Source organism: Streptomyces sp. Tu 2975 (assembly GCF_009832925.1).
Lineage (GTDB): Bacteria > Actinomycetota > Actinomycetes > Streptomycetales > Streptomycetaceae > Streptomyces.
Genome location: NZ_CP047140.1, coordinates 6,664,355 through 6,677,329, shown reverse-complemented (window position 1 = coordinate 6,677,329; position 12,975 = coordinate 6,664,355). Strand labels below are relative to the sequence as shown.

8 protein-coding genes, 3 rRNA genes and 1 pseudogene are annotated in these 12,975 nt (G+C 63.7%); all 12 read right to left on the bottom strand.

Annotated elements, in window-relative coordinates; genetic code table 11:
• Window positions 1–46: 46 nt before the first annotated feature.
• Window positions 47–790: a MerR family transcriptional regulator gene (locus GLX30_RS29705; RefSeq protein WP_159693986.1), complete on the bottom strand. Its 744-nt coding sequence runs from the start codon at window positions 788–790 to the stop codon at window positions 47–49.
• A 42-nt stretch (window positions 791–832) separates the two neighbouring features.
• Window positions 833–1,708, bottom strand: coding sequence for an FHA domain-containing protein (locus GLX30_RS29700; RefSeq protein WP_244258521.1), 876 nt, complete (start codon window positions 1,706–1,708; stop codon window positions 833–835).
• Window positions 1,709–1,856: 148 nt separating this feature from the next.
• Entirely contained in the window at window positions 1,857–2,699 is an 843-nt protein-coding gene (locus GLX30_RS29695; protein ID WP_159693982.1) for a DUF881 domain-containing protein, read from the bottom strand.
• A 2-nt stretch (window positions 2,700–2,701) separates the two neighbouring features.
• Complete coding sequence (locus GLX30_RS29690; RefSeq protein ID WP_003970459.1) at window positions 2,702–3,034, bottom strand: small basic family protein; 333 nt, start codon at window positions 3,032–3,034, stop codon at window positions 2,702–2,704.
• Complete coding sequence (locus GLX30_RS29685; RefSeq protein WP_159693980.1) at window positions 3,031–3,957, bottom strand: DUF881 domain-containing protein; 927 nt, start codon at window positions 3,955–3,957, stop codon at window positions 3,031–3,033. The genes GLX30_RS29690 and GLX30_RS29685 overlap by 4 nt, the downstream gene beginning before the upstream one ends.
• A gap of 99 nt (window positions 3,958–4,056) precedes the next feature.
• The gene (locus tag GLX30_RS35550; RefSeq protein WP_244258315.1) at window positions 4,057–4,932 is read right to left on the bottom strand and encodes a hypothetical protein; all 876 of its coding nucleotides are present in this window, start codon (window positions 4,930–4,932) and stop codon (window positions 4,057–4,059) included.
• Window positions 4,818–5,567 carry a hypothetical protein gene (locus GLX30_RS35545; protein ID WP_244258520.1) on the bottom strand — a complete coding sequence of 250 codons (750 nt, stop codon included), beginning with the start codon at window positions 5,565–5,567 and terminating at the stop codon, window positions 4,818–4,820. The genes GLX30_RS35550 and GLX30_RS35545 overlap by 115 nt, the downstream gene beginning before the upstream one ends.
• A gap of 342 nt (window positions 5,568–5,909) precedes the next feature.
• Window positions 5,910–6,490, bottom strand: a pseudogene (locus tag GLX30_RS36245) (nucleotidyltransferase family protein); the annotation flags it as partial.
• Between the two features lie 182 nt (window positions 6,491–6,672).
• Window positions 6,673–7,281, bottom strand: a complete 609-nt coding sequence (locus GLX30_RS29675; protein WP_005320121.1) for a CDP-alcohol phosphatidyltransferase family protein — start codon at window positions 7,279–7,281, stop codon at window positions 6,673–6,675.
• 132 nt (window positions 7,282–7,413) lie between these two features.
• Window positions 7,414–7,530 (bottom strand): 5S ribosomal RNA (gene rrf, locus GLX30_RS29670).
• Window positions 7,531–7,625: 95 nt separating this feature from the next.
• Window positions 7,626–10,749 (bottom strand): 23S ribosomal RNA (locus GLX30_RS29665).
• Window positions 10,750–11,031: 282 nt separating this feature from the next.
• Window positions 11,032–12,559: ribosomal RNA gene (locus GLX30_RS29660) — 16S ribosomal RNA — on the bottom strand.
• Together the 16S, 23S and 5S rRNA genes form the textbook arrangement of a ribosomal RNA operon.
• Between the last annotated feature and the right edge of the window lie 416 nt (window positions 12,560–12,975).

The following is a 12,975-nucleotide window of genomic DNA, read 5'->3' as shown; positions in this document are numbered from 1 at the left end:
CCCTAGGACGTGCGCGACCGGTTTGGGTAGTCGGGCTGGTCCAAGATCAGTGGAGCCGCACTCCGAGGGCGGTCTGCACCAGTGCCGCATGGAGCCTCACGGAGAGCGTCACGAGCTCTTTCGTGGTTGCCTCCGCATGGGCTCTGGTCTGCGGATTACGGTGCCGGCGCAGCGGTGCGACGACCTGTTCGACCAGGCCGGCATCGCGGTCCGCCGACGCTTTCATGGCCCGCAGGTGCCGAGGCTCGAGCCCGAATCTGCCCAGCTCCGCGACCATCCGTGCGACCGTGACCGCCTCGGGCTCGTAGGCGCCGCTCCCGTCCGGGGTGAGCAGGCCGTACGACTCCCACTCGGTGAGCTCCTCCTCGGAGACCTCGGCGGCGGCCAGCAGTGCCGCGCGGCCGATACGTCCCGAGGGCGGACGCTCGGTCTCCGGCTCCCAGGAACCGTCGAAGAGGTCCCGCTGGGGACCCTGTGCGGGCAGCTGCACCTGCTCACCCCGTTCGAGGGCGTCCAGCTGTTCGCGGATCACCTTCAGGGGCAGATAGTGGTCGCGCTGCATCCGCAGCACGAGCGCGAGCCGCTCCACGTCCCGGGCCGTGAATTTGCGGTACCCGGAGGGCGTACGGCTCGGCTCCACCAGGCCCTCGGCCTCGAGGAACCGGATCTTGGAGATCGTGACTTCCGGGAACTCGTCGCGCAGGTGCCCGAGAACCGCGCCGATGCTCATCGGGCGGTCGCCCGCGGCGGCGGTGCCGTGACCGGCACCGCCCGTCGGTGTTCGCAGCATGTGCCTTCCCTGGGGGTCACCCCGGACGGAGTCTGGGGAGGGTTACACGCCCCGCTGGCTCGCGTAGAAGACCAGCCGGTACTTGCCGATCTGAACCTCGTCGCCGTTGGCCAGGACCACGGAGTCGATCCGCTCACGGTTCACGTACGTGCCGTTGAGGCTGCCGACGTCGGAGACGGTGAAACCGCCGTCCGGGCCGCGCCTGAACTCCACGTGCCGCCTCGACACCGTGACGTCGTCGAGGAAGATGTCGCTCTGCGGATGACGCCCGGCCGTGGTCAGCTCGCCGTCCAGCAGGAAGCGGCTGCCCGAGTTGGGCCCGCGGCGGACGACCAGGAGGGCCGAGCCGAGCGGCAGCGCCTCGACGGCGGCCTGGGCCTCCGGCGAGAGCGAGGGGACGGCGGTCTGGCCGGTGACCTCCGAGTCGTAGGCCTCGATGCCGGAGATGGAGATCGTCGACGTCGTCTCCGACGCACGCTCGGCCGGCGCGCCACCCCTCAGCGGCGCACCGCAGTTGGAGCAGAATCGACCGGCCTCGGTGTTCCGGTGGCCGCACCTCGAACAAACCGGCAAACCCGCCATGGACGGATCCTCCTGCCGCGGCTGCCCCGCGTGGGGATTGGTCGCATACGGGTCGGAGGCAAACCCTCCACCCGCACTTGAGGTTGATGGATCCCCGAAACCTATGCCGCCGGCACCGGCAGGGTCAACAGACGACGCGCCCTGTCCGCCCGAATTGTCACCACCGGCCACCTCGTCCCGGAACAGCGGGCGCTCGCCGCCCTGCTCCTCGCTCTGACCATGACGCGGCGCGCGATGGCGGGCATTGCCGTCCTCGCGTGAGCTCTTGCCGAACAACTTCGCAAACAACTTCACGGGCGTTTCCCCTTGACCGAAATAGACCCGCCCGTGGGGCAGGACGAACCCTCAACCAACACACCTGCCGAACCGGACACCCTCACAACGTCCGTACCCTCCGGACAGTTTCCACCACGCACCACATATGTGATGCGTCGCCCCCCTGCAGTCCTCTGCCCGGCTCCGGCGCTCCCCATGTCCCCCCGCTTCACTGCGGTGACGACCGAGCGTAGTCAGGCCGCTCCGCCGGTCGCAAGGCGTCGACAATGATCTTCTCTGATCGCTCCACAGTAGCCGTGGCCTGCTCCTTCTCCAGGGTCTGCACGACACCGCCGGGGATGTTCAGCGCCGGCTCCAGGTCCTGTGGCTTGCCGATGACCTCGAAGGTGTACGGAGCGGTGATCCTCTTGCCGTCGACCTCTATGTCACCGGCGCTCCCCGAGAAGAACGTGTTCGCGACGACCCGGGTGCCGTTCACCTGGACCGCCTCCGCCCCGGCCGCGCGCAGCTCCTGGATCGTGTCGAGGAGCATGTCCGACTCCACGGTGCCGGACGGGTCCTGGATCGTGAGGGTGATCCCAGGGCCCTGCGCGGCGACCGTACCGGCCAGGATGCCGAGCTGCTGCTCCTTCTGCTGCGTCTGCTTGCGGGCCTCTTCCGCCTGGTCCGAGCTGTTCTCGAGCTCGGTGCGCTGATCCTCGAGGCGTTGCTTCTCGTCCTCGAGCCGCTGGGTGCGGTTGTCCAGCTCGTCGAGGATGCGGACCAGGTCCTCCTGCCGGGCACCGCGCAGCGCGCTCTCGTCGCTGTTGGAACGGACCTGGATGGCAAGGCCCAGACCGAGGACGAACAGCAGCACCGCGACGATCAGTTGGGCGCGGGTCACCCGCGGCGGCCACACCGCCGCACCGAGCCGCTGTCGCCCGGTACGGGCCTCTGTCTCCTGCGGATCGGGTTCCTGCGCGGCGGGTGACAAGGGCGGCTGCGCCTGCGGGAGCGGCTGGGCGCGCGGCGGCTGCGCCGACTCGTTCCTGGGGGTCTCTTCGCTGCTCATCGTCACGCCCGGAAGACGTGCCGGCGGATGGCCGCGGCGTTGGAGAAGATCCGGATGCCGAGCACGACGACCACGCCCGTGGACAACTGCGCGCCGACGCCCAGCTTGTCGCCGAGGAACACGATCAGCGCGGCCACCACGACGTTCGAGAGGAAGGACACGACGAAGACCTTGTCGACGAAGATCCCGTCGAGCATGGCCCGCAGACCGCCGAACACCGCGTCGAGCGCGGCGACGACCGCGATCGGCAGATAGGGCTCGACCACCGCCGGCACTTCGGGCCGGACCAAAAGCCCGACCACGACTCCCACGACGAGGCCCAGTACGGCGATCACGATGTGCCCTTCTCTGATTCGGCCACTCCCGGCCCACTGCCCTGCGGGGAGTCGGCGGTCGTCGGCTCAGCTGTTCGTACGATCAAGCTCGGGGCCGCGGGCAGTCGCACCGACTCCTCGTCGGACATGCTGGTGCGGATTCCGAAGTCCTCTTTGAGGACCTGGAGATACTGCCCGTCGGCACTGCCTTGGAAGGCGGTACGCAGCTTGCTGCCGTCCCCCACCGCGAGCACCGTGTACGGCGGCACCAGCGGCCTGTTGTCGACCAGTATGGCGTCGCCGGCCGCACGGATCGCCGACAGGGCGGTCAGCCGCTGCCCGTTGATCGCGATCGCCTCGGCGCCGGATTCCCAGAGGCCATTGACGACCCGCTGCATGTCCCGGTCCCGTACCCGGCCGGTGTCGGCGAAGCCGCTGCTCTCGCGCGGCCCGTCGCCGCCCTGGTCCGTCCCCTTGGCATCGTCCACGACGAGTTTGACGCCCGGGCCGTGCACCTCGGTGGCGCCCGCCAGCAGGGGAATTGTCGCGCCCTGCTCCTCGCCGTCCGCGTTGAGGGCCTTGCGCTGCCGCTCCTCGACGTCGGACCGAAGAGCCTCGACGTCCCGTTCCACGGCGTCGGCCTTCTTCGTCCGGGCCTCGACGCGGTCGATGAGCTCCTCGCGCTCCTTGGCCAGCACCGGCGCCGAGATCTGCGCCTCGGCGGCGCCGAGCGTGACGACCGCGGCCGCGAGCACGAGCCCGGCGGCCAGTCCCAGCTTGGCGCGCAGCGTGCGGGGCATGCCGCCGCCCTCGGCCCGGCGGGCCGCCGCCTCCGCGTAACCGTCGTCGAGGCTGTGCTCCATGACATTGTTCAGCAGCGACATGGACGCATCAGGGCGCGCGGGCGGAGCACCTGTGCTCCGAACGGGGGGCTGCTGCGACATGCCGCACATCGTCGCACGTCGCAACCGCTACCGCCGAATGGCCCCACCGGTGTGCCGGCGGACGCCCCGTGGGGCGTCCGCCGGCACACCGGCAGTGCGTCAGTGACCTGCGCTGTCCACGACGGACGACCATTCGTCCAGGAGCGCCTGGGCCGACGCGTCGTCGGGCCCCTCCGCCCACAGATGGGTGACGGCTTCCGACGGGTCCGGGAGGACCATCACCCACCGGCCGTCGGCCTCGACCACGCGCACACCGTCGGTGGTGTCCACGTGCCTGTCCCCGGCGGCCTCGACCACGCGCCGCATCACGAGCCCCTTGACCGCCCATGGCGTCGCGAGGTCCCGCCTGAGCACATGGGCCCGCGGGATGCGGGCGTCGATCTGGCTCAGCGTGAGCTGCGTACGGGCGACCAGGCCGACCAGCCGAACGAACGCGGCCGTACCGTCGAAGACGCTGCTGAACTCCGGCACGATGAAACCGCCGCGACCGTCGCCACCGAAGATCGTGGTCTCCTCCCGGCACACCCTCGTCAGGTCGTCAGGGGATGTCGTCGTCCACTCGACCTGGGTGCCGTGATAGGCCGCGACCTGCTCGGCGATCCTCGTCGTCGTCACCGGCAGCGCCACACCGCCGCTGCGCCGCTCCGCCGCCACCAGGTCGAGCAGCACGAGCAGCGCACGGTCGTCCTCGACGATCCGGCCCCGCTCGTCGACCAGGGAGATCCGTTCCCCGACGGGGTCGAAGCGGACACCGAACGCCGCACGTGCGGACGCGACGATCTCCCCGAGCCGGACCAGGCCGGACCTCCGGGTGTCCGCGGACTCCGTCGGCCGTGACTCGTCGAGGCCGGGATTGATCGTCAGTGCGTCGACTCCGAGGCGTCCCAACAGGCTCGGCAGCACAAGACCGGCGCTGCCGTTGGACGCGTCGATGACGACCTTGAGGCCCGACTCGGCGATCCCGGTGGTGTCCACGTTCCGCAACAGGGAGCCGGTGTACGAGTCGAAGACGCTCGACGGAAAGTGGAGATCGCCGATCTCGCCCGGGAACGCACGCCGGTACTCCTGACGCGCGTACACCCGGTCCAGCTTCCGCTGCCCGCCCTGCGACAGGTCCGCCCCCGTTCGTCGAAGAACATGATGTCGACGGAGTCGGGCACACCCGGTGACGTCCGGATCATGATGCCGCCCGCACTTCCGCGGGCCGTCTGCTGGCGCGCCACGGGCAGCGGCACGTTCTCCAGGTCGCGTACGTCGATGGCGCTGGCCTGAAGCGCCGAGATCACCGCCCGCTTCAAGGCACGGGCACCACGCGAGTGGTCACGCGCGGTGGTGACCGTGGCGCCCTTCTTCAGCGTGGTGGCGTACGCACCGGCCAGGCGCACCACGACCTCTGGCGTGATCTCCACGTTGAGGATGCCGGACACGCCTCTGGCACCGAAGAGGTGCGCCTGGCCCCGGGACTCCCAGATGACGGACGTGTTGACGAACGCGCCGGCCTCGACGGTCTTGAACGGATAGACCCGGACGTTGCCCTGGACGATCGATTCTTCGCCGACGAGGCACTCGTCCCCGATGACGGCGCCGTCCTCGATGCGAGCGGCGCGCATGATGTCGGTGTTCTTGCCGATGACGCAGCCGCGAAGATTGCTCTGCGGACCGATGTAGACGTTGTCGTGGACCACGGCCTTGTGCAGGAACGCACCCGTCTTCACAACGACGTTGGATCCCACGACGGTGTGCTCGCGGATCTCGACGCCTGCTTCGACCTTGGCGTAGTCGCCGATGTAGAGCGGGCCTCGCAGCGTCGCGTCGGGATGCACCTCCGCGCCTTCCGCGACCCACACACCGGGAGAGATCTCGAAGCCGTCGAGCTCGACGTCCACCTTGCGTTCCAGGACGTCGGCCTGGGCCTTCACATAGCTCTCGTGAGTGCCGACGTCCTCCCAGTAGCCCTCGGCGACATAGCCGTAGATCGGCTTGCCTTCCTTCATGAGCTGGGGAAGACATCTCCGGACCAGTCGACGGGAACGTCGGGCTGGACGTAGTCGAAGACCTCGGGCTCCATCACGTAAATGCCCGTGTTGACCGTGTCGGAGAAGACCTGTCCCCACGTCGGCTTCTCGAGGAAGCGCTCGACCTTTCCCTCTTCGTCGACGATCGTGATGCCGAATTCCAGCGGATTCGGCACCCGCGTCAGACACACGGTGACCAATGCGCCCTTCTCCTTGTGGAAGGAGATGAGGTCGGTCAGGTCGAAGTCGGTGAGGGCGTCACCGGAAATCACGAGGAACGCGTCGTCCTTCAGCGCTTCCTCTGCGTTCTTCACACTGCCGGCAGTGCCGAGCGGCTTCTCCTCGTTGGCATAAGTGAGCTCCATTCCGAGCTCTTCGCCGTCACCGAAGTAATTCTTCACAAGTGAGGCGAGAAATTGCACGGTCACAACGGTCTCGGTGAGCCCGTGCCGCTTGAGCAGCCTGAGCACGTGCTCCATGATCGGCCGGTTGGCCACCGGCAGGAGCGGCTTGGGCATGCTCGAGGTCATGGGGCGAAGTCGGGTACCTTCGCCGCCGGCCATCACGACGGCCTTCATGTCGGAAGCGTCCTCCTTGAAGAGACGACTGTCTGGCCGACTTCACCCGTCCAAGAGTGACCGCTGGTGACATGTGGTGACACGCGCGGCCGGCGACACAGCGCGCTCCCACACCGACGAGGTCAATCGGCCATAGTGTCCGCTTTGACGAGACGGCGGACTTGAATCACATAGAGGATCCCTGCCCACCAATACAGAGTTGTACCCCATCCCGCGAACGCCCATCCGAAAATCGCCGCGAGTGACGCAAGCCACCCCGTTCCGTCACTCAGGAGCAGCAAGGGGAAGGCGTACATGAGGTTGAAGGTGGCGGCCTTGCCCAGGAAGTTCACCTGGGGCGGCGGATAGCCGTGGCGACGGAGGATTCCCACCATCACCAGCAGCATCACTTCACGTGCCAATAGGGCGGCCGTCAGCCAGAGCGGAAGAATCTCCCGCCAGGTGAGACCGACAAGCGTCGACAGGATGTAGAGGCGGTCGGCGGCCGGGTCGAGGATGCGCCCCAGGCTGCTGATCTGGTTCCATCGTCGGGCCAGCTTGCCGTCGAGATAGTCACTGACGCCGCTGAGCATCAGGACCAGCAACGCCCAGCCGTCACTCTTGGGCCCGCCGAACTCGGGGCGGAGAATCAGCCACAGGAACAGCGGCACGCCGACGAGGCGAGCCATGCTCAGGATGTTGGGGATGGTGAGTACCCGGTCCGTTTGAACGCGGGTCTCCTGGACCTCCACCCGGGGGCCTCCTGTGTGGAACGTGCCGACGATGCTCCCTGACCTTACCTGCAGCGGGTGCCGGCCTGTGCAGGGGCCCCCTGAACGCAGGAAAGCCCCGCACCAGAGGTGCGGGGCTTTCCCACAATGATTGTTCGGCGGCGTCCTACTCTCCCACAGGGTCCCCCCTGCAGTACCATCGGCGCTGAAAGGCTTAGCTTCCGGGTTCGGAATGTAACCGGGCGTTTCCCTAACGCAATGACCACCGAAACACTATGAAGATGTCCGAACTACCAGCCGGCAACCCCACACAGGGGTCGGGCGAGTTCGTTACTTCAGAACTAACACAGTGGACGCGAGCAACTGAGGACAAGCCCTCGGCCTATTAGTACCGGTCAACTCCACCCCTTACAGGGCTTCCATATCCGGCCTATCAACCCAGTCGTCTACTGGGAGCCTTACCCTCTCAAGGAGGTGGGAGTCCTCATCTCGAAGCAGGCTTCCCGCTTAGATGCTTTCAGCGGTTATCCTTTCCGAACGTAGCCAACCAGCCATGCCCTTGGCAGGACAACTGGCACACCAGAGGTTCGTCCGTCCCGGTCCTCTCGTACTAGGGACAGCCCTTCTCAAGACTCCTACGCGCACAGCGGATAGGGACCGAACTGTCTCACGACGTTCTAAACCCAGCTCGCGTACCGCTTTAATGGGCGAACAGCCCAACCCTTGGGACCGACTCCAGCCCCAGGATGCGACGAGCCGACATCGAGGTGCCAAACCATCCCGTCGATATGGACTCTTGGGGAAGATCAGCCTGTTATCCCCGGGGTACCTTTTATCCGTTGAGCGACGGCGCTTCCACAAGCCACCGCCGGATCACTAGTCCCGACTTTCGTCCCTGCTCGACCCGTCGGTCTCACAGTCAAGCTCCCTTGTGCACTTACACTCAACACCTGATTGCCAACCAGGCTGAGGGAACCTTTGGGCGCCTCCGTTACTCTTTGGGAGGCAACCGCCCCAGTTAAACTACCCATCAGACACTGTCCCTGATCCGGATCACGGACCCAGGTTAGACATCCAGCACGACCAGAGTGGTATTTCAACGACGACTCCACCTGAACTGGCGTCCAAGCTTCACAGTCTCCCACCTATCCTACACAAGCCGAACCGAACACCAATATCAAACTGTAGTAAAGGTCCCGGGGTCTTTCCGTCCTGCTGCGCGAAACGAGCATCTTTACTCGTAGTGCAATTTCACCGGGCCTATGGTTGAGACAGTCGAGAAGTCGTTACGCCATTCGTGCAGGTCGGAACTTACCCGACAAGGAATTTCGCTACCTTAGGATGGTTATAGTTACCACCGCCGTTTACTGGCGCTTAAGTTCTCAGCTTCGCCACCCCGAAGAGTGACTAACCGGTCCCCTTAACGTTCCAGCACCGGGCAGGCGTCAGTCCGTATACATCGCCTTACGGCTTCGCACGGACCTGTGTTTTTAGTAAACAGTCGCTTCTCGCTGGTCTCTGCGGCCACCCCCAGCTCACCGAGTAAATCGGATCACCAGTGATGGCCCCCTTCTCCCGAAGTTACGGGGGCATTTTGCCGAGTTCCTTAACCATAGTTCACCCGAACGCCTCGGTATTCTCTACCTGACCACCTGAGTCGGTTTAGGGTACGGGCCGCCATGAAACTCGCTAGAGGCTTTTCTCGACAGCATAGGATCATCCACTTCACCACAATCGGCTCGGCATCAGGTCTCAGCCTTAACGTGAGGCGGATTTGCCTACCCCACGGCCTACACCCTTACCCCGGGACAACCACCGCCCGGGCTGGACTACCTTCCTGCGTCACCCCATCGCTTACCTACTACAAGTCTGGTCCGTCGGCTCCACCACTCCGACCTCGTCCGAAGACTCAGCCGGCGGCTTCACGGACTTAGCATCGCCTGATTCGATATTGGGCGTTTCAAAGCGGGTACCGGAATATCAACCGGTTGTCCATCGACTACGCCTGTCGGCCTCGCCTTAGGTCCCGACTTACCCTGGGCAGATCAGCTTGACCCAGGAACCCTTAGTCAATCGGCGCACACGTTTCTCACGTGTGTATCGCTACTCATGCCTGCATTCTCACTCGTGAACCGTCCACAACTCGCTTCCGCGGCTGCTTCACCCGGCACACGACGCTCCCCTACCCATCCCAGCGGGCGTTGGCCCTCATGCTGGAATGACACGACTTCGGCGGTACGCTTGAGCCCCGCTACATTGTCGGCGCGGAATCACTTGACCAGTGAGCTATTACGCACTCTTTCAAGGGTGGCTGCTTCTAAGCCAACCTCCTGGTTGTCTCTGCGACTCCACATCCTTTCCCACTTAGCGTACGCTTAGGGGCCTTAGTCGATGCTCTGGGCTGTTTCCCTCTCGACCATGGAGCTTATCCCCCACAGTCTCACTGCCGCGCTCTCACTTACCGGCATTCGGAGTTTGGCTAAGGTCAGTAACCCGGTAGGGCCCATCGCCTATCCAGTGCTCTACCTCCGGCAAGAAACACACGACGCTGCACCTAAATGCATTTCGGGGAGAACCAGCTATCACGGAGTTTGATTGGCCTTTCACCCCTAACCACAGGTCATCCCCCAGGTTTTCAACCCTGGTGGGTTCGGTCCTCCACGAAGTCTTACCTCCGCTTCAACCTGCCCATGGCTAGATCACTCCGCTTCGGGTCTAGAGCGTGCAACTCGATCGCCCTGTTCGGACTCGCTTTCGCTACGGCTTCCCCACACGGGTTAACCTCGCTACACACCGCTAACTCGCAGGCTCATTCTTCAAAAGGCACGCAGTCACGACTGCATGTGCAAGCACATACAGCGACGCTCCCACGGCTTGTAGGCACACGGTTTCAGGTACTATTTCACTCCGCTCCCGCGGTACTTTTCACCATTCCCTCACGGTACTATCCGCTATCGGTCACCAGGGAATATTTAGGCTTAGCGGGTGGTCCCGCCAGATTCACACGGGATTTCTCGGGCCCCGTGCTACTTGGGTGTCTCTCAAACGAGCCGTATGAATTTCAGCTACGGGGGTCTTACCCTCTACGCCGGACCTTTCGCATGTCCTTCGCCTATCCATACGGTTTCTGACTCGTCTCATTGCCGGCAGACAATGAAAGAGAGATCCCACAACCCCCACGACGCAACCCCTGCCGGGTATCACACGTCGTAGGTTTGGCCTCATCCGGTTTCGCTCGCCACTACTCCCGGAATCACGGTTGTTTTCTCTTCCTGAGGGTACTGAGATGTTTCACTTCCCCTCGTTCCCTCCACATGCCCTATGTGTTCAGGCATGGGTGACAGTCCATGACGACTGCCGGGTTTCCCCATTCGGAAACCCCCGGATCAAAGCCTGGTTGACGGCTCCCCGGGGACTATCGTGGCCTCCCACGTCCTTCATCGGTTCCTGGTGCCAAGGCATCCACCGTGCGCCCTTAAAAACTTGGCCACAGATGCTCGCGTCCACTGTGTAGTTCTCAAGCAACGACCAGCCACCCACCACCCCACCCTGACAGGTGAGTTCACTGGGGCCGGCATCCCGAAGGACGAGCAACGCTCGCACCCTCAGACACCCAACAGTGTGCCCGGCCCTCCAGCCGTCCCCAAGTCTGTGTTCCACGCCGAAGCAGTACTGACAGACCAGAAACGGTCAAGAGTGCCGAATAATCAACGTTCCACCCATGAGCGACCGTGCGAGTCATTCGCTCGCAGTCGGCCATGTGCTCCTTAGAAAGGAGGTGATCCAGCCGCACCTTCCGGTACGGCTACCTTGTTACGACTTCGTCCCAATCGCCAGTCCCACCTTCGACAGCTCCCTCCCACAAGGGGTTGGGCCACCGGCTTCGGGTGTTACCGACTTTCGTGACGTGACGGGCGGTGTGTACAAGGCCCGGGAACGTATTCACCGCAGCAATGCTGATCTGCGATTACTAGCAACTCCGACTTCATGGGGTCGAGTTGCAGACCCCAATCCGAACTGAGACCGGCTTTTTGAGATTCGCTCCGCCTCACGGCTTCGCAGCTCTTTGTACCGGCCATTGTAGCACGTGTGCAGCCCAAGACATAAGGGGCATGATGACTTGACGTCGTCCCCACCTTCCTCCGAGTTGACCCCGGCAGTCTCCTGTGAGTCCCCATCACCCCGAAGGGCATGCTGGCAACACAGAACAAGGGTTGCGCTCGTTGCGGGACTTAACCCAACATCTCACGACACGAGCTGACGACAGCCATGCACCACCTGTATACCGACCACAAGGGGGGCACCATCTCTGATGCTTTCCGGTATATGTCAAGCCTTGGTAAGGTTCTTCGCGTTGCGTCGAATTAAGCCACATGCTCCGCTGCTTGTGCGGGCCCCCGTCAATTCCTTTGAGTTTTAGCCTTGCGGCCGTACTCCCCAGGCGGGGAACTTAATGCGTTAGCTGCGGCACCGACGACGTGGAATGTCGCCAACACCTAGTTCCCAACGTTTACGGCGTGGACTACCAGGGTATCTAATCCTGTTCGCTCCCCACGCTTTCGCTCCTCAGCGTCAGTAATGGCCCAGAGATCCGCCTTCGCCACCGGTGTTCCTCCTGATATCTGCGCATTTCACCGCTACACCAGGAATTCCGATCTCCCCTACCACACTCTAGCCTGCCCGTATCGAATGCAGACCCGGGGTTAAGCCCCGGGCTTTCACATCCGACGTGACAAGCCGCCTACGAGCTCTTTACGCCCAATAATTCCGGACAACGCTTGCGCCCTACGTATTACCGCGGCTGCTGGCACGTAGTTAGCCGGCGCTTCTTCTGCAGGTACCGTCACTTTCGCTTCTTCCCTGCTGAAAGAGGTTTACAACCCGAAGGCCGTCATCCCTCACGCGGCGTCGCTGCATCAGGCTTTCGCCCATTGTGCAATATTCCCCACTGCTGCCTCCCGTAGGAGTCTGGGCCGTGTCTCAGTCCCAGTGTGGCCGGTCGCCCTCTCAGGCCGGCTACCCGTCGTCGCCTTGGTAGGCCATCACCCCACCAACAAGCTGATAGGCCGCGGGCTCATCCTTCACCGCCGGAGCTTTCAACCACAGACCATGCGATCCGCAGTGTTATCCGGTATTAGACCCCGTTTCCAGGGCTTGTCCCAGAGTGAAGGGCAGATTGCCCACGTGTTACTCACCCGTTCGCCACTAATCCCCTCCCGAAGGAGGTTCATCGTTCGACTTGCATGTGTTAAGCACGCCGCCAGCGTTCGTCCTGAGCCAGGATCAAACTCTCCATGAATGATTACCCGTGATCGGGTGCACATCCGAAGAGCGGAACAACCGGTCGGAATAAGACCGGTCGTTCACAGCGTCCTCGCTGTGATTGCCACCCCGCAAGCGGGATGGACTTTTTCAAAGGAACCTCGACCATCCGAAGATGGACGGGGTATCAACATATCTGGCGTTGATTTTTGGCACACTGTTGAGTTCTCAAGGAACGGACGCTTCCTTTGGACCCTTCTTCGGGGCCCTCCGGGCGCTTCCCTTCGGTGTTTCAAACACTATCAGGCTTTTCCGGCCCTCCTGACCACCACCCTGCGGTCGTCCCGGAGGACGTCCAGTGGTTTAGACCAGTTAGGATCTCGCCCTGACAGGTGCTGCCGGCAACCCCCGACTCAGTGTCGCGTTGGGGTCCAACAGATGTACGAGCCTACA

What these genes read in the sequence shown, in the direction of transcription:
- GLX30_RS35545 (WP_244258520.1), bottom strand. Translation starts at nt 5,567, where the DNA reads ATGCGCGCCGCTCGCATCGAGGACGGCGCCGTCATCGGGGACGAGTGC.
- GLX30_RS29705 (WP_159693986.1), bottom strand. Translation starts at nt 790, where the DNA reads ATGCTGCGAACACCGACGGGCGGTGCCGGTCACGGCACCGCCGCCGCG.
- GLX30_RS29685 (WP_159693980.1), bottom strand. Translation starts at nt 3,957, where the DNA reads ATGTCGCAGCAGCCCCCCGTTCGGAGCACAGGTGCTCCGCCCGCGCGC.
- GLX30_RS29695 (WP_159693982.1), bottom strand. Translation starts at nt 2,699, where the DNA reads ATGAGCAGCGAAGAGACCCCCAGGAACGAGTCGGCGCAGCCGCCGCGC.